15 protein-coding genes and 1 pseudogene are annotated in these 21086 nt (G+C 60.7%); 5 read left to right on the top strand and 11 right to left on the bottom strand.

Annotated elements, in window-relative coordinates; genetic code table 11:
- Positions 1-152: 152 nt before the first annotated feature.
- The 7 genes from SB725_RS18540 to SB725_RS18510 all read right to left on the bottom strand — a co-directional run bounded on the left by SB725_RS18540 (position 153) and on the right by SB725_RS18510 (position 12047).
- Positions 153-3188, bottom strand: a complete 3036-nt coding sequence (locus SB725_RS18540; RefSeq protein ID WP_027922867.1) for a multidrug efflux RND transporter permease subunit — start codon at positions 3186-3188, stop codon at positions 153-155.
- Positions 3189-3201: 13 nt separating this feature from the next.
- Positions 3202-4350, bottom strand: coding sequence for an efflux RND transporter periplasmic adaptor subunit (locus SB725_RS18535; protein WP_027922868.1), 1149 nt, complete (start codon positions 4348-4350; stop codon positions 3202-3204).
- Between the two features lie 179 nt (positions 4351-4529).
- Complete coding sequence (locus SB725_RS18530) at positions 4530-5627, bottom strand: DUF1513 domain-containing protein (protein WP_410922458.1); 1098 nt, start codon at positions 5625-5627, stop codon at positions 4530-4532.
- Positions 5628-5641: 14 nt separating this feature from the next.
- Positions 5642-6706: an imelysin family protein gene (locus SB725_RS18525; protein ID WP_027922870.1), complete on the bottom strand. Its 1065-nt coding sequence runs from the start codon at positions 6704-6706 to the stop codon at positions 5642-5644.
- Between the two features lie 27 nt (positions 6707-6733).
- On the bottom strand, positions 6734-8161 hold the full coding sequence (locus SB725_RS18520) for a di-heme oxidoredictase family protein (RefSeq protein WP_027922871.1): 1428 nt from the start codon (positions 8159-8161) through the stop codon (positions 6734-6736).
- Positions 8162-8428: 267 nt separating this feature from the next.
- Positions 8429-9766, bottom strand: a complete 1338-nt coding sequence (locus SB725_RS18515; protein WP_059182244.1) for an imelysin family protein — start codon at positions 9764-9766, stop codon at positions 8429-8431.
- 229 nt (positions 9767-9995) lie between these two features.
- Positions 9996-12047 (bottom strand): putative bifunctional diguanylate cyclase/phosphodiesterase, encoded by a 2052-nt coding sequence (locus SB725_RS18510; RefSeq protein ID WP_027922873.1) that lies wholly within the window; start codon positions 12045-12047, stop codon positions 9996-9998.
- Between the two features lie 933 nt (positions 12048-12980).
- Between SB725_RS18510 and SB725_RS18505 the strand changes: the two are divergent.
- A pseudogene (locus SB725_RS18505) lies at positions 12981-13350 on the top strand (DUF6124 family protein).
- Between the two features lie 114 nt (positions 13351-13464).
- Here the strand turns inward: SB725_RS18505 and SB725_RS18500 are convergent.
- The 3 genes from SB725_RS18500 to SB725_RS18490 all read right to left on the bottom strand — a co-directional run bounded on the left by SB725_RS18500 (position 13465) and on the right by SB725_RS18490 (position 15247).
- Positions 13465-14061: a superoxide dismutase gene (locus SB725_RS18500; RefSeq protein ID WP_008034365.1), complete on the bottom strand. Its 597-nt coding sequence runs from the start codon at positions 14059-14061 to the stop codon at positions 13465-13467.
- Between the two features lie 176 nt (positions 14062-14237).
- Positions 14238-14840 (bottom strand): LysE/ArgO family amino acid transporter, encoded by a 603-nt coding sequence (locus SB725_RS18495; RefSeq protein ID WP_027922874.1) that lies wholly within the window; start codon positions 14838-14840, stop codon positions 14238-14240.
- A 5-nt stretch (positions 14841-14845) separates the two neighbouring features.
- Positions 14846-15247 carry an ACT domain-containing protein gene (locus SB725_RS18490; protein WP_027922875.1) on the bottom strand — a complete coding sequence of 134 codons (402 nt, stop codon included), beginning with the start codon at positions 15245-15247 and terminating at the stop codon, positions 14846-14848.
- A gap of 96 nt (positions 15248-15343) precedes the next feature.
- On the opposite strand from SB725_RS18490, the gene SB725_RS18485 reads away from it, so the two are divergent.
- The 4 genes from SB725_RS18485 to SB725_RS18470 all read left to right on the top strand — a co-directional run bounded on the left by SB725_RS18485 (position 15344) and on the right by SB725_RS18470 (position 19372).
- The gene (locus tag SB725_RS18485; RefSeq protein ID WP_059182246.1) at positions 15344-16243 is read left to right on the top strand and encodes a LysR family transcriptional regulator ArgP; all 900 of its coding nucleotides are present in this window, start codon (positions 15344-15346) and stop codon (positions 16241-16243) included.
- Between the two features lie 95 nt (positions 16244-16338).
- On the top strand, positions 16339-17331 hold the full coding sequence (locus SB725_RS18480) for an NAD-dependent epimerase/dehydratase family protein (protein WP_027922877.1): 993 nt from the start codon (positions 16339-16341) through the stop codon (positions 17329-17331).
- 119 nt (positions 17332-17450) lie between these two features.
- A complete protein-coding gene (locus tag SB725_RS18475) occupies positions 17451-18326 on the top strand; it encodes an ATPase (RefSeq protein WP_027922878.1) in 876 nt (291 codons plus the stop codon).
- Positions 18327-18523: 197 nt separating this feature from the next.
- Positions 18524-19372 (top strand): cache domain-containing protein, encoded by an 849-nt coding sequence (locus SB725_RS18470; protein WP_027922879.1) that lies wholly within the window; start codon positions 18524-18526, stop codon positions 19370-19372.
- A 135-nt stretch (positions 19373-19507) separates the two neighbouring features.
- Here SB725_RS18470 and SB725_RS18465 read toward each other — a convergent pair whose 3' ends face one another.
- Positions 19508-21025 (bottom strand): MDR family MFS transporter, encoded by a 1518-nt coding sequence (locus SB725_RS18465; protein WP_027922880.1) that lies wholly within the window; start codon positions 21023-21025, stop codon positions 19508-19510.
- Between the last annotated feature and the right edge of the window lie 61 nt (positions 21026-21086).

Raw genomic sequence — 21086 nt, 5'->3', positions numbered from 1 at the left:
CAAAATAAAAGGCCTCGCATGTGCGAGGCCTTTTTTTTGCCCAAAACAAATCCCCTTGTAGGAGTGCGCCTGCTCGCGATAGCGGTGTGCCAGTCACCAGTGAAGTCGACTGATCCACCGCTATCGCGAGCAGGCTCACCCCTACAGGGGAGTTATACGTGTTCTTTGGGGGCGGGTTTGGCCAGCAAGGTGTAGATGCACGGCAGCACGAACAAGGTAAACAACGTCCCGATCGACATCCCCGTAGCAATCACCGTCCCGATATCAAACCGGCTCACCGCCCCCGCGCCCGTGGCAAGGATCAACGGCACCATGCCAAACACCATCGCAGCCGTGGTCATCAGCACAGGGCGAAGCCGGATCGCCGCCGCTTCCTCCACCGCTTCGCGAGCCGTCAGGCCTTTTTCCTTGCGCAGCAGGTTGGCGAACTCGACGATCAGGATCCCGTGCTTGCTGATCAGTCCGATCAGCGTCACCAGCCCGACCTGGGTATAAATGTTCATGCTCGACCAGCCGAGGAATAGCGGAATCAGCGCCCCGCAAATCGACAGCGGCACGGTCACCAGAATCACCAGCGGGTCGCGATAGCTTTCAAACTGCGCAGCCAGTACCAGAAAGATGATTGCCAGCGCCAGGGCAAAGGTGACCCACAGCGCACTGCCTTCCTGAACGTATTGCCGTGATGCGCCGCCATAGTCGACGGCGAAGCCCGCCGGGGCTTCTTCCCGGGCGATCTGCCGCACGGTGTCGAGGGCTTCACCCATGCTGACCAGCGGCACCCCGGAAAGGATGGCCGAGTTGAGTTGCTGGAACTGGTTCAGCTGTCGCGGTCGCGCCCGGTCGGTGACGGTGATCAGGGTCGACAAGGCCAGCAATTCGCCCTTGTTGTTCTTCACGTAATAGTTGTTCAGCCAGTCCGGGTTATCCCGGAACGGGCGTTCGACCTGCGCGATGACCTTGTAACTGCGGCCCTCGATGGTGAAACGGTTGATTTCCGCCTCACCCAGCAACGTCGCCAGGGTTCCGCCCAGGTCTTGCATGGACACGCCCATCTGCGCCGCTTTGGCGCGGTCGATATCGACCACCACTTCCGGTTTGTCGAAGGCCAGGTCGACGTCGACGAAGGCGAACTTGCCGGACTCCATGGCACGCTTTTTCACCCGGTCCATGACCTGTAACAGCAACTCGTAATCATTGGCCGTGTTGATCACGAACTGAAACGGCAGGCCTTCGCCGGTACCGGGCAGGGAGGGCAGGTTGAAGCCGAAGATCTGCAACCCGGCGATGCTCTCCAGTTTGCGCTGGACTTCGGGCAGGATCGCCATCTGTGTGCGGTGGCGTTCATTCCACGGTTTGAGCAGGAAACCGCCAATCCCCGATTGCACGCCGTTGAACCCATTGATCTGGAACGAGGAGTAGTACTCGGGAAACGCTTTGAAAATGGTGATGAATTCGTCGGTGTAGGTGTTCAGGTAGTCGAGGTTGGCCGGTTGCGGGGCGTTGGCCAACATGAAAATGATGCCCTGATCCTCGTCGGGTGCCAGCTCCGACTTGGTGAATTTGAGCAGCACCGGGATCAGGCAGAGCACGATCAGCGCAAACACCAGCACCACCGGCCGGGTGTTCAGGGTGCCGTGCAGCAGGCTTTGGTAGCGACGCTTGAGTCCTTCGAAAATCAGGTCGAGGCGGTGGGCGAGGCCGCTGGGGTTTTCGTCGTGGCGCAGCAAAAAGGCGCACATCATCGGCGACAGTGTCAGCGCCACCACGCCGGAGATCACCACCGCCCCGGCCAGGGTCAGGGCGAACTCCTTGAACAACGCGCCCGTCAGCCCGGTCAGGAAACCGATGGGCGCATAAACCGCCGCCAGGGTGATGGTCATCGAGACCACTGGCATCGCAATTTCCCGGGCACCTTCGATGGCCGCGTCAAAAGGCGTTTTGCCTTCTTCGATGTGCCGGTGAATGTTCTCCACCACGACGATGGCGTCGTCCACCACCAACCCAATGGCCAGCACCATCGCCAGCAGCGTCAGCAGGTTGATCGAGTAACCCATCATCTGCATGAAAAACATCACGCCGATCATCGACAACGGAATGGTCACCACCGGAATCACCACCGACCGCAGCGCCCCGAGAAACAGGAACACCACGACGATGACGATCAGCACCGCTTCGAACAGGGTTTTCACCACCTCATCGATTGAGGCCTGGATGAACAGCGTGGCGTCGTAGGCGATTTCACCTTTGAGGTTCGGCGGCAACTGGGCTTCCAGGTCCGGCATGATCTTGCGCACTTCCTTGATCACGTCCAGCGGGTTGGCGCCCGGCGTGGCCTTGATGCCGATGTACACCGAGGGGGTGCCGCCGAAGGAACTGATGGTGTCGTAGTTTTCCGCGCCCATTTCCACCCGCGCGACATCGCTGAGCAGCACGCGGCTGTCGCCGTCGACCTTGAGCGGAATCGCAGCAAAGGCTTCGGCGGATTTGAGCTCGGTGTTGGCATTGATGCTGGTGACGACGTATTCGCCTTTCACTTCGCCGGCGGCGGAGAGGAAGTTGTACTGGCGGACCGCGTTGGTCACGTCGCTGGCGCTCAGGCCGAAACCGGCCAGCTTCACCGGGTCCAGCCACAGGCGCATGGCAAACACCTGATTGCCGAGAATCTCGGCTTCGGCCATGCCGGGCAGGGTGGCCAGTTTCGGCTGGATGACCCGCGACAGGTAATCGGTGATCTGCGGGTTACTCAACTCCTTGCTGAAGAAACTGATGTACATGAGTGCCGAGGCGTCGGCCGCTTCCTTGCTCAGCACCGGGTCTTCGGCGTCTTGAGGCAGCCGGTTCTTGACCTCGTTGGCCTTGGCCAGCAGTTCGGTGAACAAGCGGTCGCTGTTGGAGCCGATACGCGCGTAGATCGAGATCACCGAGAAGTTCTGGCGACTGACCGACGTCATGTAGTCGATACCCTCGGCACTCGCCAGACTCTGCTGCATCGGTTGGGTGATGTAGCCCTGGATGGTCTCGGCGTTGGCCCCGGGGTACGCCGTGGTCACCGTGATCAGGGCGTTTTCCATTTGCGGGTATTGGCGCAGCGGCAACTTGCTCCAGGCCTGGAAGCCCAGCAGCACTATCAACAGGCTGACCACGGTTGCGAGGACCGGGCGGCGGATGAACGGGTCGGTAAAAGCCATGGGGATTCCTTGATCAGTCCGCGCGCGGCTGACTGTTCTTCTCGGCTAGGGTCTTGTCGTCGCTGATCGCGATGTGCGCACCGTTGTCCAGTTTGATCTGGCCGGCCGTGACCACTTTTTCGCCGTTCTGCACACCTTTGGTAATCATCACCAGCCCGTCGCGACGCTCACCGGTTTCGATGAAACGGCGTTCGGCGATCAGGATCGGTTGGCCCTTGTCGTCTTTTTCCAGGCTGCCGTCTTCGGCTTTTTTCTGCGCGACGACGTAGATCGAGTTGCCGTACAGCGTGTAGGTGATCGCGCTTTCCGGCACGACGATGCGCGGCTGCGGGTCGGGCAACAACACTTGCAGGCTGGCGAACATCCCCGGCAGCAACGTGCCGTCAGGATTGGCCAGGGTCGCGCGGACCTGAACGTTGCGCGTGCTGTTTTCGACTTTCGGGTTGATCGCACTGATGGTGCCGGGGAAGGTCCGCGTCGGGTAGGCCGCGACAATGACCTGCACCGGTTGGCCGAGGGCGATCTTCGGGATCGACTGCTCGGGCACGAAGAAGTCTACATAGAGGCTGCTGAGGTCTTGCAGGGTGGCAATCATGGTGCCAGTGGCGACATAGTCACCGACGTCCACCTGACGAATGCCGATGGTCCCGCTGAAGGGCGCGGCGATGCTCTTTTTACTGAGCGCGGCCCTGAGCTGATTGACCGTGGCTTTGCTCTTTTTCTGCACGGCTGACAGTCGGTCGAATTCACCTTTGGAAATCGCCTGGCTGCCGACCAGCTGGCTGCCGCGACCGTAATCGAGCTGGGCCAGCCCGAGGTCGGCCAGCGCGGTTTCCAGCAAGGCTCTTTCCACGGCGCTGTCGAGCTGCAGCAGCGGTTGACCGGCCTTGACCTTCTGCCCTGACTCGAACTGCAAGTCGACGACGGTGCCGTCGGTCTCCAGGCTCAGGTCCACGCCCTGCAACGCCTTGAGCGTGCCAACGGTGGGCAGGCGGGCTTGCCACGGCCGTTCGGTGGCGGTGGCCACGGCAACACTGATCGGCGGTTTTGGCGCGGAGAAGCCTTGAATCATCGTGTAGATGGAAAAGGCTTTATAACCGGCCAGGACCAGCACGATCAGCAGAACAACACCCAACATGATCAGCATGCGGCGACGCAGCATATTTCCAGTTCCTTGGAGAAAATCAGGTGAGACAGTGGGGCACATTATCTGAGTCGCAGGGTGATTCCAACTGGAAGAAATTACAGGCGAGGCCTTGGAGCGCCTGTCACTCAAGGGGACTAACGAACGATGAATAACCTGTGGCGAGGGAGCAAGCTCCCTCGCCACAGGAAACGGGCTCAGATGAGGTGAAGGTGGTTATCCCAAAGCCCCGCCGGAAGCTCCAATGGTTTTGCAACCAGCGTTGTCTGGCGGCAATCGTAGTAGCGGCAGCGGCCCTGGCCCGAGGTCACGACAAAACCGTCGGCCACGGCGCCGACCCCGGCGCAATCGGGCAGGGGCGCATCCAGGCGCACTTCGCCGCTGTCCAGGTCCCAGATGAAAAAGCGGTTGCCCCGTGGCGCGGTCAACGCCACCAGGCGCCGTTCGCTGTGCACCGCGACGCTGGCGGTGTAATGCCCCATCGCCTGCAACTGATGCTCGGGCACTGGAAATGCCGCGAACGGCTGGCCAGGACGCTTGATCGCCAGCAGCTCCGACGACTCATGGGACGGCCCCATGAATTGCTGACCGGCAACGATGGTGCCGTCGCTGGCGATCCCCAGATGCCGCACGCTGTTCATCTGCTGGGCGAGGGTTTCCTTGCTCAATAGCGTGCCGTCGCGTTGCATCAGCACCAGGCTCGGTTCCATGGCGTTGAGGTTCATCTCGACCCGGCTTTCGGCCTCGGTGCGAATGCCGCCGTTGGCCACCACCAGGGTTTCGCCATCGGGCATCCACGACACCTGGTGCGGGCCGATGCCATGGGTGGACATCTCGCCGCTGTGCACCAGCCGCTCACCTTCGAACTTATACACACCGAGCAAGCCACGGCCCGGATCGGACGTGTCGTTCTCGGTCGCGTACAGCCAGTCGCCGCTCTTGTGAATCACCGCGTGCCCGTAGAAATGCCGGTTCGGCAGCGACGTCACGGTTTGCAGCAACGTGCCGTCACGCAAGTCGATCAGGTAGCTCTCGGTGCCCGGACGACGGGCCACGAACAGCGCTATCGGCAACGTCGGGTGGTTGATGATGTCGTGGCAACGCTGGCCGACCTGGGTGGCAAACACCCGGGTGCCGTCCAGCCGATAACCGACGGCGTAATGCTTGCCGTCGGTGTCGTCCCGCGCCGACAGCAGCAGCGGGCTTTTGTCCTTTTGCTTGAACAGCGTCCAGCCGCCCAGTGTCACTGCTCCCAGCAGCAAGCTACCTAAAGTCAGAACCTGACGTCGCAGCATGGCACTCGTCCTCATCAGTCACCGTCGTTGGCGTTGAAGCCCAGTTGAATGCCCAGCGCCTTGGCCAGTTCGCCTTCGTGCAGGCGGTGGACAACGTTGAGGCTGTCGTAGAGATCGTTGAGTTGCTGGCGCCCGGCATCGTCGTTGAGCATTTCGGTCAGCGAACGCTGGTTGCTGGCGAACAGTTTCAGCGAGGCGGCGTAGGCGGCATCGATCTTGTCGGCCAACGGCTTTTGATCACTCGGCAACAGACCGCGCAGGCCTTTGTTGTCGACGCCTTCCCACACGGTTTTGGCCGCGGCGAGGCTGGCTTCGAGACCGGTCAGGGACGATTGGCTGCGCCATGCATCGGCCTGGAACGGCTGCGGCACGCCCTTGCTCTGGCGGCCCATTGGCGTGCCGAGTTTTTTCTTCAGGGTATCGATGGCGGTGACTTGCACACGCAACAAGTCGGCGATGGCTTCGTGGGAATCGGCGTAGCGCTGATTCGGGAATTTGCTCATCTGCGCGAGCATGCCGTCGGTGTTGTTCCAACTTTGCAGAATCTCTTCGGCCAGTTGTTTCTGACGTTCGCCGATGGCTTTCAGCAGCGGGCAATACTTGGCTTTCTGTGCGTCGTTGGCGACGTCCGGCTTGCTGTCGAACAGGATGTATTCATAGGCCGAGAGGCCCTGAACCACCACGCTGGACTTGGCCAGGGCGGCGGCATCGATCTGCGGCTGCGCGGTGACCAATTGCTCGACCTGACGGCCGACCAGGTTCTTCTTGTCCGGCCAGAACTGCACCTGCCACGAACGGTTGCCCTCGGCCAATGGCCCGATCAGCAGCGGTTGCAGCTCGGCCCAGGCTTTCTGCGCGTGCAGGAAGTCGGTGCGGGCGGTGTCGAGGTTTTCCTTGCCTTCGCAGTAGGCCAGGGCGCTGGCGGCCAATTGGCGGTCGGCTTCAACCCAGCGGGTGTAGGTCGGCAGGATCACCGATTTGGCGATAGCGGCCGACGTCACGGCTTGCGGGTCCTGCGGTGAGCAGGCGCCCAGTGCGAGTGCGGCAAGGCTGGTGAACAACAATTTGGGGCGGAACATGTCGGGCTCCCGATGTTTTATAAGTGTTTAAAGTGAGTTCAAAAATGCCAGCAACGCAGCGCGCTGCTCGGCATTGAAAGACAAAACCTGTTGCTGCGCAGCCGTCGCTTCGCCGCCATGCCAGAGCACGGCTTCGAGCAAATTGCGCGCGCGGCCATCATGCAAAAACTGGGTGTGGCCACTGACCGCTTGCGTCAGGCCGATGCCCCACAATGGCGGGGTGCGCCAGTCGCGGCCACTGGCCTGGAATTCGGTGCGGTTGTCGGCGAGGCCGTCGCCCATGTCATGCAGCAGCAGATCGCTGTACGGGCGAATCACTTGATTGGCCAGTTCCGGTTCGGCGGCGTTGGCGGCGGTGGTGTATTTCGGCGTGTGGCAGGATTGGCATCCGGCCTGGAAAAACAGGTTTTTGCCGGCCAGCACTTCGGGCGCGCTGACATCGCGGCGGGCCGGTACGGCAAGGTTTCGGCTGTAGAACAACACCAGGCGCAGGATGTTGTCGCTGACTTCTGGCTCGCCGTCAGGGCCGGTGCCATTGGGTGCCCGTTTGCAGGCGGTTTGCGCGTCGGTGCAGTCGTCAAACGGTCTCAGGCTGGTAGTGAGGCCCATGTCGCCGGAAAACGCATGCACATTCTGTTGATTGAGATTCGGTTGCCCGGCTTTCCAGCCAAATCGGCCGAGGACGGTTTTCTGCTGGGCGTCATCCCAGACCCGGTTCGGGCGTCCGGCGATGCCGTTTTTGTCCTTCGCCTGCGCTTCGGCATTGGCCAGGATCGCCTCGTCGGGGATTGCTTCAAGCAAACCCAGGCCAATCATCGGCGGGGCGACGCGCGCCGAGAACCGCGTGTCGGGGTGCATCGGGCCGTAACCCAATTGTGTGATGTTCAGGCTCGGTTTGCGCAGTTCGACTTCGGTGCCGTCCTTGAATCGCACCGCAACGGGCGTGTAATCGACGCGCACCTTGCCTTCCGGTGCAACACCGGGCACGGCCATGTCCTGGAACTGACCGCCATAGACCGGCTCCGGCACCACGCCGAGCTGCTCGATAACCTTGGCATAGGCCGGTGCGTTGGGGATCGACAGGCGCACCAGCATCGACACCGCATTTGGCGCGTCGGGCGGTGGCGGATGGCCGCGCCCGTCCTTGATGTGGCAGCCCTGGCAGGCGTTGGTGTTGAACAGGGGGCCGAGGCCGTCGCGAGCAGTGGTGGTCGACGGCGCGATGACCCACGGACTGCGGAAGAAACTGTTGCCGACGCTGAAGTCCACACGCCGTGATGGCGGCAGGTTGGCGGACGGCAGGGAAAACGAGTTCTGATCGGTCTTGCGCACGGTCGCGCTGCCACCGGACCGGGCTTCACCGGGTTCGGCCTTGGTAAAACGCGGGGCGTCATCGCAGGCACTCAGGCCCAGGGCCATTAACAGTGCGGACAAGCGAAGCAGCAGCGGGGGCATCAGACATCCTGCGAGACGAGCAAAACAAGGGCGCAAAGTCTAACAGGGCACGGGAGTTTGAATAAGAGGAATTATCGTTTACTTGATGTGGGGCAAGGTTTGACTTGAGACCGAGTCGCGGCCATCGCGGGCAAGCCACGCTCCCACAGGGTTTTGCACCGAACCTGCGGGAGCGTGGCTTGCCCGCGATGAGGCCATCAGCATCACCCAAAAAACAGGCGTAAAAAGGGCGACCCTAAGGTCGCCTTCTTGTTTGGCCAGCGTTGATCAGAACTCGTGATCAGCGTTGTCCGGGTTCAGGTCGCTGATACCCAGTTTGCCAGCGGCGGCTTCGATCGAACCGGTCTGCTTGACCAGCGAAGCGATGGCGTCACGGACGATCTGATTGCCCGCTGTGTTGCCGGCGGCGATCAACTGGTCGTAATGCTCACCCTTGTTGGCGTGGTCAACCATGACCTGGATCTTGGCTTCGGTAGCGGCCAGATCAGCTTTCAGCGCGGTGTCGGCAGCCGGGTCGGCCTTGGCCACCAGGGACGACAGGCTGGCGCCGGTCATTTTGGTGCCGTCGACGCGGGTGTATTCGCCCAGGTACACGTTACGAATGCCTTTGGCATCGTAGAAGTGCGAATTGTGGGTGTTGTCGCTGAAGCAATCCTGTTCGTCTTCTGGAGAGTTGGCTTCCAGGGACACCTTCATGCGCTCGCCCGCCAGCTCACCAAGGGACAGGCTGCCCATGCCGAACAGCATTTTGCGCAGGCCGGTATCCACCGGTTCGGCTTCCAGGGTGGCGCGGTAGTTGTCAGCCACGTTCGGCTTCCAGTTACCGACCATTTCTTCCAGGTCGCTGACCAGCAGTTGGGTCACGGACTTCAGGTAAGCGCGGCGACGATCGTTGTGACCGCCAGTCGCGCCTTTGCCTTCCAGGTAGTCGGAAGCCGGGCGGTTGCCCGCGCCTGGGCCGGTGCCGTTCAGGTCCTGGCCCCACAGCAGGAATTCGATGGCGTGGTAGCCCGTCGCAACGTTGGCCTCGGAACCGCCCAGCTCGTTCAGGCTGGCGAGTTTTTCCGGGGTAATGTCTTTCACGTCAACCTTGTCTTCGCCGACCTGGACTTCAGTGTTGGCGATGATGTTGGCGGTGGCGCCCGGGTTACCCAGTGCGTGTTCGTAGGATTTGTCGACGTAGTCGATCAGGCCTTCGTCCAGTGGCCAGGCGTTAACCTGACCTTCCCAATCGTCGATGATGGTGTTGCCGAAGCGGAACACTTCGCTCTGCAAGTAAGGAACGCGGGCCGCGACCCAGGCAGCCTTGGCGGCTTTGAGGGTGTCGGCGTCCGGCTTGGCGAGGAAAGCGTCGACGGCGGTTTGCAGGGTTTTCGCGGTGGATTCGGCATCGCTGTAAACGGCGAAGACGATGTCGGCGTAATGCGCGACAACGGCTTTGGCGGCAGCTTCATCGACTTTGCTGGCAGCAGCTGGCGCAGCAACGGTGCTGGCGGCCGGAGTCGGCGCTGGCGCGGCGGCGGTCTTGTCCTTGCCTTCGCCACAACCGGCGAGGGAAATAGCGATGGCCAACAGACTGGCGGTAGCCAGAGGCATACGAATCATGGCGAACATCCTGCTTCGAGAGGGGTGGAAGGGCGCTTCACGCGCGCAAAACTGCGACATAATGCAAATCTTTCGCATTATGTGTAAAGAGTGCAGGTGGAAATATTTCTTATTCGCACGGGGGCGGGGATCAAAAATAAACGCAGCCTCGTTTCACTCGACAGCTGCTACAGGACCACGTGTGCCTGTGGGAGCTGTCGAGTGAAACGAGGCTGCATCTTTCGCAGGCCTACAAAATAGCCGCGTTGCTGCGCTGGGCCTGTTTCAGGTAGGCGCTCAATTCACGGGCCGGCAGTGGCTTGCTGTAGTGATAGCCCTGACCTTCGTGGCAGCCTTCGGAGATGATGTAGGCTTCTTGCTCGGCGGTCTCCACGCCTTCGGCAATGACCTGCATGCCCAAGCTCTTGCCCAGCTGGATGATCGCGCGAACGATGGTGGCATCGTCGTCGTCATCGAGCAGGTCCTGCACGAAGCTCTTGTCGATCTTGATCTTGTCCAGCGGCAGGCTTTTCAGATAGCTCAGTGATGAATAGCCGGTGCCGAAGTCATCAATGGCGATCAATGCGCCGGAGCGACGCAGGCTCAGCAGGTGCTGGGCGGCGGTGCTGATGTCTTCCATCAGGCCGGTTTCGGTCACTTCCAGTTCCAGGCTGCGCGGTGGCAAGCGGTACATTTGCAGCAGGTTGTTCACCACGCGTGGCAACTCGGCGTGGTGCAGTTGCACGGTAGACAGGTTCACCGCCATGCGCAGGTCGGGGAAGCCCTGATCGTGCCAGTCGCGCAATTGTTTGCAGGCCTGATCCAGCACCCATTCGCCGATGGCAATGATGGTGCCGTTCTGCTCGGCCAAGGGGATGAAAAGGTCCGGCGGCACCAAGCCATGCTCGGGATGCTGCCAGCGAATCAACGCCTCGACGCCCACCACCCGGTGGTCGCGGTAGCTGATTTGTGGTTGGTAGACGAGGTAGAACTGATCGCGGGCCAGCGCATCGCGCAGGTCTTTTTCCAGTTCGCGACGGCGGCGCATCTCGGTGTCGACGCTGGCGATGTAGAACTGATAGCGGTTGCGCGAGCGGGTCTTGGCCAGGGTCATGGTCTGCTCGGCTTTTTGCAGCAGCTTCTCGGTGCTGTCACCGTCCTCGGGGAACAGAGTGATGCCGATGGTCGCGCGCAGGCGGATTTCCTGATGGTCGAGGGCAAACGCCGCTTCCAGATCATCGAGGATGCTTTGCGCCAATTCGGCGGCTTCATAGGGTTGTTCGATATCGGCCTGGACCAGGGCGAACTGGTCGCCACCCAAACGGGCGAGGGCGCCGAGGCGACCGCTGTGAGCGCGCAGCCGGTCAGCCAACGCCAGCAGCAATTGGTCGCCGGTCTGGTAGCTGAACTGTTCGTTGATGCCTTTGAAATCGTCCAGGCCCACCACCAATACCGCGACCCGACGCTGCAATTTGCCGGCGTCGACCAGGATCTTGTCCAGTTGTTGCTGCAATTGCTGGCGGTTGGGCAGGCCGGTGAGGAAGTCGTACTGGGCCATGCGCAACAGGCTGTTTTCTGCTTCGTGGCGCAGGTGGGTGTTGCGTTCGATGGATTCGAGCAACTGGTTGGCGGTGTTGATCCAGATGCCCAGTTCGTTCTTTTCGTGGCCCTTGAGTTGCGGAATCTTGTGTTCGCTGGGGCGATCCGGGTTGATTTCGGTCAGGTGCTCGATAATTCGCGACAGCGGTTTGGTCAGCAGCCAGTGATAGACCAGGTACAGCACCAGGCCCATGGCCATGGCGCGCAACACGCCGGAAATGAAGATGATCACCGAGCTGATGATGAACCCTTGGCCGTAGGTGGCGGTGTCGAGGGTGATGCTCAGGTCGCCGTAATACTCGCTATATGGGCCGCGACCGACCAGTTGGGTGGTGAAAGTGCGTTCCTTGCCGAGGATCAGGTCGGTCAGCCAGCGGCTGTGGGAATGCTGCAATTCGCGGGTTTTTTGCGCGAGCATGGCTTCGTTGGGATGGCCGATGGAGGCCTGGCGCACGGCGTCGTCCTGGAACAGGCCTTCGATCACTTGCATGCCCATTTCCCGGTCCAGGCTGTAGACGGCCTGGGTAGAGGGGTCGCGGAACATGTCGAGGATGCGTTCGGCATCGTTGGCTACGGCCTGGCGTGTCTTGTAGGCGTCGAAAACGATTTGCGCACAGCTCAAGACCACGCCGACGATCAATGCCGACAGGAGCACGACCCGGAGCAACTTCACCGACAAGCTGTTCTTGAGTTCCAGCTTCAAAGGGTTATTCCTTGTTCCGTGCGGGTAGCATCAAGTTGCCATGAGTATTGGCAATCCCGTGTTGGCAGTCAAAGGGACATTTATTCACAGGGGATTTTGTCTGTGGGCGTGGCCGATTTGCTGTTGTCCGGGGTGTTTGTCCTATTAGTACTGTGTCGGTAGTTGGGTCCTTCAACTTGAGGGGATTGGGATAATTTTTCCTTCTCGGTTGATGGTAGCCGGCTATGGCGTTGGGGCAAGGGGGTGGTGTACATATCCATTTCTGCGGTAACGGCCGCTAATGGTTTCGCTCTTACAGCGAGTCCCTTTTGGCAAACGCGGAACGACCCAAAAGGAACCAAAAGGTCTCGCCCCGAGCGTCCGGCCCCTCGCTAAGGCTCGGCCGCTACGACCTACATGCAGCGTGTTCGACTGCGTCGAACGGCGCTACGCGCCACTCCCCGGATGCACACCTCCACTCAGCCTCCCGAGGGGGCGGGTGAATCAAAAGCGGCAGGCGAGCTAACGTTCGGCCTGATGAGTGGTGAGAAGCGGCGGCTGTACACCGAATGATCGTTCCCACGCTCCCGCGTGGGAATGCCGCCGGGGACGCTCCGCGTTCCATTTTTTGTGTTGAACGATGTGTAAAAAACGCAGAGATTTCCCACGCATTTTTCAGGTTGCTGGGTAGGAAGCCCTGTCTCTAACCTCTGGCTGTCGCTGAAAACTCAGCGACCGGGTGTGAGAGCCCGGCAACTTATGGTCATCCAGTGTCTGTACACGCATAATCGCCGCCAGCTTACTCGCTGCCAGTAATTGCGTTATGGCGGCTGTGTGCGGGCGGACTTCGGTCCGGCCGGGTGTCCATAACCGGTCTTCTCACCTCGCACATAGCTGCCACCTCTTCGCCGTGTGAGAAGCGGCAAGTGGGGGCCCCAACGCTGGAGAAATACAATGGACAAATTGATTCCCGATCCACCCTTGAACACCACCGACCCAGACGCCGAAGAAACCCAATCCGAAGCTCTCCTGCGAGACCGCGAAGCCATCAAACGCGCACTCGACTATTACCTCGATCCCCCAGTCCCAATACACCGAAAAACCCCGCCGCCCCAGCACGATGTACATGATCGCTCCCAACATGGACACCGAAAGCCTCCTGGCCCAGGCCTGCGAGTCACTGGCCTCTGCCAGCGTCATGACCAGCGATTTCGCCGCGAACCTGATCGGCCCGCAGCGTAATACGGTGTTGGCGATTCAGCAGATCATCATGCTGGCGGAGTTGGCGGTGAACCGGGCCTTGGATAAAGTCGATCCGGCGTAGACCGCGTTATCGTTCTTCGCGAGCCTGCTCGCGAAGGCGCCCGAATAGTCGACACATTTCTCCAGGCAATAAAAAACCCGGCATAAAAGCCGGGTTTTTTGTCTGGCATCGATCTTAAGCGGTGAAGGTTTTGCCTTCAAACTGCTCAGCCACGAATTTCCAGTTGACCAGGTTCCAGAACGCTTCGACGTATTTCGGACGAACGTTGCGGTAGTCGATGTAGTAGGCGTGTTCCCAGACGTCGCAGGTCAGCAGCGGGGTGTCGCCGTTGGTCAGCGGGTTGCCGGCGCCGATGGTGCTGGCCAGGGCCAGGGAACCGTCAGCCTTTTTCACCAGCCAGCCCCAACCGGAACCGAAGGTGCCGATGGAAGTCTTGCTGAATTCTTCCTTGAACTTGTCGAACGAACCGAACGAAGCGTTGATGGCTTCAGCCAGTGCGCCGGTAGGTTGACCGCCGGCGTTTGGCGCCAGGCAGTTCCAGTAGAAAGTGTGGTTCCAGACCTGAGCGGCGTTGTTGAAGATGCCGCCCGAGGAAGATTTAACGATTTCTTCCAGGGTCTTGCCTTCGAACTCGGTGCCTGGCACCAGGTTGTTCAGGTTCACGACGTAGGTGTTGTGGTGCTTGTCGTGGTGGTATTCCAGAGTTTCCTTGGAAATGTGCGGCTGCAGGGCATCGTGTGCGTAAGGCAGCGGCGGCAATTCGAAAGCCATGATGATTCTCCTAATCAGGTCAGTTGCGGTGAGCGCAAGGCCGATCACGGGCGGCCAGACAAGCGCCGGGGAGTTTGTACTCTTTGCGGCGCATCGGATCGGATCATAGCACCGGGGGTGCGGCATAACCACGCAACAACTGTGTGGGATAGAGGTTCCAGAGCCTTTTGGAATATTCAGGGGGTGACGATTAATTGAAACGCCACCGCAAACATCATCACCGCCACCAGCAGATCAAGAATCCGCCAGGTGCTTGGCCGCGCGAGCCAGGGCGCCAACCATGCCGCGCCCAGCGCCAGGGTGAAGAACCACAGCAACGAAGCACTGGCCGCGCCCACCACATAAGCGCCGGGTTCGGTTTGTTGGGCACCGAGGGAGCCGATCAGCAACACCGTGTCCAGATAAACGTGCGGGTTGAGCAATGTCACGGCCAGGGCGCTGAGCATCACCGCGCGCAGTGAACGCACGGTCTGGTTTTCACCCTTTTGCAGGCTCTGTTTCGAGAAAGCCCTGCGCAGTGCCTGGCTGCCGTACCAAATCAGAAACACCGCGCCGCCCCAACGGGCAACCGCCAGCAGGGTCGGGTTATGCGCCAGTACCGTGGCGAGGCCAAACACCCCGGCGGCCACGAGCAAGGCATCGCAAGCGACGCACAGTGCCGCCACTGGCAAGTGATGTTCGCGACGAAGACTTTGCGCCAGCACAAACGCATTCTGCGTGCCGATCGCCATGATCAGCCCGGCGGCCACCAACAGGCCGTTCACATAGCTTTGCCACATAAGGTTTACTCCGCGTTGGCCGCCAGGTCCCGCAGCACGTGGAGTGCGCGTTCGGCGTCGGCCTGACCGACAAACAGGTGATCGTGGTAATAGCCGGCGATCACGTTGCAGCTGATGCCGGCCTTGCCCAATGCGGTGGCGAAGGCGGCGGTCAGGCCGACCGCTTCCAGCGCCGAATGCACATTCAAGGTGATCCAGGCCGCGACGTAGTCGAAACTGAAACCGGCCTGTTGGGCGTGGGAACGTTCCAGGATCACGGTCAGACCTTCCTGCTCGCGAAAGCTGCCGACGATCTCAAGGCCCACTGGCAGCTTGCCGTCTCGCAAGGTACAGAACACGTATTCGCCGGCGTTGAGTTGCGGGCTCATGCTGCGCAGCAGGGTTGCCAATGAAGTTTCGCCAGCCATGTCGGTGTTCCTTGTTGAAGAGATCTTGCTGGGCATTCTCCGCTGCTAACCTGTATAAGAAAAACCAATCATGCTGATCGCTCATTAGGAAAACTGATGTTCGACTATAAATTACTCTCTGCCCTGGCCGCCGTGGTCGAGCAGGCCGGTTTCGAACGGGCCGCGCAGGTGCTGGGCTTGTCGCAATCGGCGATCTCCCAGCGGATCAAACTGCTGGAGGCGCGGGTCGGCCAGCCGGTGCTGGTGCGGGTCACACCGCCGGCGCCGACGGAAATTGGACGGCGCCTGCTCAACCATGTGCAGCAAGTGCGTTTGCTGGAGCGCGACTTGCAAACCCTGGTGCCAGCGCTGGATGAAGAAGGGCTGCCGGAGCGTCTGCGCATCGCCTTGAATGCCGACAGCCTCGCCACGTGGTGGGCGCAAGCGGTGGGCGATTTCTGTGCCGAACAACATTTGTTGCTGGACCTGGTGGTCGAAGACCAGACCGTCGGCCTCAAACGCATGCGCGCCGGCGAAGTGGCGGCCTGTGTCTGCGCCAGTGAACGCCCGGTGGCCGGGGCCCGCAGCGTTTTGCTGGGGGCGATGCGTTATCGGGCGTTGGCCAGTCCGGCGTTCATCGCGCGCCATTTTCCGGAAGGTGTGCGCGCCGATCAACTGGCGAAAACCCCGGCCTTGGTGTTTGGCCCGGACGATTTCCTGCAGCATCGCTACCTCGCCTCCCTTGGGGTCGACGGCGGTTTTGAACACCATTTATGTCCCTCGTCTGAAGGCTTCATTCGCTTGACCGAGGCCGGTCTCGGCTGGGGGCTGGTGCCGGAATTGCAGGTGCGTGAGCAACTGGAACGCGGTGTTTTGCGGGAGCTTTTGCCAGATAAGCCCATCGACGTGCCGCTGTACTGGCATCATTGGCGCAATGGCGGTCAGCTTCTGGGGTTGTTGACCGATCAATTGGTGCGTTCGTCGAAGCAATGGCTGGTGCCTTGGACACAGCCGTAAGCGTCAAGCTGCAAGCGGCAAGTGAAGCGCTTGCGGATCGTTTTTAACTTGCAGCTTGTGGCTTGAAGCTCACCGCTGCATTTGTGGAGCACTACATGAAAATTCTGGTCACCGGCGCAAGCGGCTTCATCGGCGGACGCTTTGCGCGTTTCGCCCTTGAGCAGGGCCTGGACGTGCGGGTCAACGGTCGCCGGGCCGAAAGCGTCGAACACCTGGTGCGCCGTGGCGCCGAGTTCATTCAGGGCGACTTGAGCGACCCGGAACTGGCGCGCGACCTGTGTTCAGACGTCGAAGCCGTGGTCCATTGCGCGGGGGCGGTGGGGCTGTGGGGGCGTTATCAGGACTTTCATCAAGGCAACGTTCAGGTCACCGAAAACGTGGTTGAAGCCTGCCTGAAACAGCGGGTTCGGCGCTTGGTGCACTTGTCGTCGCCGTCGATCTACTTCGATGGCCGTGATCATCTGGGTTTGACCGAAGAACAAGTGCCCAAGCGCTTCAAGCATCCCTATGCGGCCACCAAATTCCTCGCCGAGCAAAAAGTCTTTGGCGCCCAGGAGTTCGGCCTCGAAACCCTGGCCCTGCGCCCGCGCTTCGTCACGGGTGCGGGTGACATGAGCATCTTCCCGCGCCTGCTGAAAATGCAGCGCAAAGGACGCTTGGCGATCATCGGCAACGGCCTGAACAAGGTCGACTTCACCAGCGTGCAAAACCTCAACGAAGCGTTGCTCAGCAGTTTGCTCGCCAGTGGCTCGGCCTTGGGCAAGGCCTACAACATCAGTAACGGAACGCCGATTCCGTTGTGGGACGTGGTCAATTACGTCATGCGCAACATGCAAGTCCCACAAGTGACGCGCTACCGTTCCTACGGTCTGGGCTACACCGTCGCGGCACTCAACGAAGGGGTGTGCAAGCTGTGGCCGGGGCGCCCCGAGCCGACCTTGTCGCGACTGGGCATGCAGGTCATGAACAAAAATTTCACCTTGGACATCAGCCGCGCCCGGCATTATCTGGACTACGATCCGAAAGTCAGTGTCTGGGCCGCCCTCGATGAATTTTGCAGTTGGTGGAAGGCCCAGGACATCCGCTGACGTGCCAGGACCTGCCTGCCCGTACTGAACCGAGTGGGGTATAGAGAGTCAATCGGTGCGGCAGTGGGGTTTATACTCGCCGCATAAAGCCATCACCGCGTTCCACAAAGGTTGACTCAATGTCCATGCGTAACGATGCCAACGACGATTTCGATGATGTCCCGAGCCTGCGTGCCGACAGCCTCGACGATGATGATTTTCCGCCCACCGTCCGTACCAGCGTGCATTCCCGTCCAGTGCCGGTGGTGAAGGTCAAAAGCGCCAGCACCGGCCCGCTGTGGGCATTGGTCGGCGCGTTGTTTTTTGCGTTTGCGGGCCTGGCCTGGTGGAGTTTTCAGCAGATTTCGTTGATGGAACAACAACTGGTCGCAACCCAGGAAAGTTTCGCGCGCATCAGTGAGGAAGCGGCGGGACGCTTGCAGGATATTTCCGGCAAGGTCGTCGCCAGCCAGACCAACGTCACCAGCGACAGCGAAGCGCTGAAACTGCAAATCAAGGATCTGGAAACCAAACTGCTGGATCAGAGCAAACAGCAGCAGGGTGTTGTCGGTCAGACCACCGATCTGGACAAGCGCCTGGCGCAAATGACCGCACAAACCAGCGACCTGGATAAACGTCTGGCGCAGCTTGCCGCCCAGAGCACCGAGCATCAGACGGCCAATACTCAGTTGCAGGCGCAGCTAAAAGCCTTGAGCACTGAGTTGACCGCCCTGAAAAGCGCCCCGGACGACAGCAGCAAATTCGACGCACAGCTTAAAAGCCTCGGCGCCGATATCGTCGCGCTGAAAAAACAAGGCAACCCAAGCGCCGCGATCGAGCGCCTGGAACAAGACATGATCGTGCTCAAAAGCGAGCAGGACAACCGCCCGGCCGCAGCGCAAGGCTCCACCAATACCGCCGAGTTCGACGCATTCCGCGCCCAGGTCACCCGCAACATCAACACCCTTCAGGCGCAGATCCAGAACCTGCAGCAGCAACTGCGCGCCCGCCAGTAACCCCCGGGCCCCTGTAGCCGCTGTCGAGCTCCAGCGAGGCGGCGTCCGGCTGCGAAGCAGTCGTAAAATCTACCCAGCGGTCTTTCAGGTAGACCGCAGACGCAGCCTCGCCAAGGCTCGACCGCTGCTTCAGGACCGGGTGTATCTCCCATTGCCGTCTACGCTCTTGAAACACCGACAAGAACGAGGGATGCGCTATGGGGGTTTTGCACAAACTGGCCTTATTGGGCGGGATGCTATTGCTGTGCCTGGGGCAGGTTCACGCCGCCACGGCGGAAAAGGATGACAGCCAGGCCGCCAAAGCCTTGCTGGAAAAAGCCCTGGCTTACTACCACGACAATGGCGACAAGGCCTTTGCGGCGTTCAGCCGTCAGGGCGAGTTTGTCGACAAGGATCGCTATGTGTTCGTGGTCGATACCAAGGGCGTGATGCTCGCCAGTGGCGGGCCGTCGGCGGCATTGATCGGGCGGGATGTCACCGAGACCCTCGGGCCGGACTTGCAGAAAGCCTTCAAGGACGCCTTGAAAGTGCCGGAGGGCAATGGCATCCAGCAGGCGGAATACCGCTGGCAGAACTGGTCTGACGGCAAGGTCGAGCGCAAACATGTGTTCTATCAGCGCGTCGGTCAGCGGATTCTGGCGGTCGGTTACTACCTGCCACGGGCGTCAGCGGAACAGGCGATGGCGCTGTTGAACAAAGCCGCGACCGATCTGGCCAAGGACGAGAAGGGCACACTGACCGCGATCAATTCCCTCAAGGGCGGTTACCTGCAGGATGACCTGTACGTGTTCGTCGTCGACCTGGACACCCAACGCTACGTGGCCCACGGCACCAACCTGCGGCTGATCAACACCGACTTCGGCAAGATCAAGGACCCGGAGGGCAAACCGGTGGGCGAGCCGATCCTGGCGTTGATGGCCAAGCAGGATTACGGCGAATACGAATACCGCTGGAAAAACCCGGTGACCAACAAGGTTGAGGACAAGCATGCCTACCTGAAGAAGGTCGGGCATTTTCTGGTGGCAGTCGGGTATTACAGCCCTTGAATCACTGTGACTGACAGATAGCTATCGCGAGCAGGCTCACTCCTACTGGATCTCCGCCCGTACACAAATATTGTGAGCACCGGAGATCCCCTGTAGGAGTGAGCCTGCTCGCGATTGGCAGACGACTCGGTGTGTCTACCGGACCTTGTCTTCCCGCCCCCGCAGCAACATATTCGGCATCGCAATCGCCGCCGCCAGTCCCAGCAACGACACCGCCGCACTCACCATCAACAAATACCTGAACGTCAGCAACAACTCCGCACGCAAGGCGTTTTGCGCATCGCCCGGCGCGGCGTTCAAACCGTCGAGCAAGACATTCCCGGAACTGCCCTCGACGATCAGCGACGAACCGGCAATGTGCGCGAAGCTTGAATCCTGCAACAACGCCAGCAGCAGCGCCGACATCAACGCCACCCCCACCGCGCCGCCCAGGGAGCGGAACAGATTGGTGGTGCTGGTGGCGACACCGATGTCGCGCTGGTCCACCGAGTTCTGTGTGCCGACCAAAGACGTCGGGAATTGCATGCCGCTGGCGATCCCGCACAACAACATGAACAAACTGCTGAGCACAAACGCCTGAGGCGGGCTGAACGCCATGCCCAGAATCGCCATCGGCATCAGCGCCGCGCCGCTCAGGATCATTGGTTTGTAGCGCCCGGTCACCGAGGTCCGGCGTCCGGCAAAATAGGCGCCAATCGGCAAACCCATCGCCAGCGGCAACAGGTGCAGTGCGGCGCTGTCGGCACCGGCGCCGGTGACGCTCTGGAAGCGCAGCGGCATCAGCACGATCAGCGAGATCGCCTGGAAACTGGTGAAGAAAATCGTGCACCAGCAAAAAATCGCGTTGCGGTTGGCGAACAGATGCATCGGCAACAACGGCTCCCGTGCCCGGCGCTCATGCCAGACGAACATCCCAAGAATCACCACCGCGCCGGCAAACAGTCCCAGCACTTGCGCGCTGCGCCACGAATGACCCTGACCGACCTGCGTGATGCCCAGCAACAACGCGGTCAAGCCGATGATCATCAGCAACGTGCCGAGGTAGTCGATCACAGGTTTGCGCTGCGGCACCGGCAGCCCGACCAGCGTTCGATGGGCCACCACCCAGGCACCCAGTCCCAGGGGCAGATTGATCAAGAATACCCAGCGCCACGACAAATACTCGGTCATGTAACCGCCCAGCACCGGGCCGGCCACGCTGGCCACGGCGTACATGCTGCTGAAGTAACCCTGATAACGACCGCGCTCCCGGGGCGGGACGATGTCGCCGATGATCGCCTGACTGACCGAAATCATCCCGCCGGCACCGATGCCCTGAATGATCCGCGCCAGCACCAATTGCTCCATGCTCTGGGCCATGCCGCAGAACAACGAGGCGAGGGTGAACAGGCCCATGCCGAACAGCATCAACTTGCGCCGACCATACAAATCGCCGAGCTTGCCGTAGATCGGCACCGCCACCGTCATCGCCACCATGTACCCGGAAATCACCCAGGCCAGCAGGCTGACGTCCTTGAACTGGGCGGAAATCGCCGGCATCGAGACAGCGACGATGGTCTGGTCCAGCGCGCCGAGAAAGATCGCCAGCATCAGGGCGATCAGCACGCTGCGAATGGCCGGTTTGGGCGTGTCAGGCTGGTTGAGATTGGTCACGGTGAAACCTGCGGGCAGAGATGGACCCGCAAGTGGCAAGGCGAGCGGGAATGCTCGCAGT

Source organism: Pseudomonas sp. SIMBA_041 (assembly GCF_046535095.1).
Lineage (GTDB): Bacteria > Pseudomonadota > Gammaproteobacteria > Pseudomonadales > Pseudomonadaceae > Aquipseudomonas > Aquipseudomonas mucoides.
The sequence above is the reverse complement of the archived record's forward strand: the minus strand, read 5'-3'. Positions and strand labels throughout refer to the sequence as shown.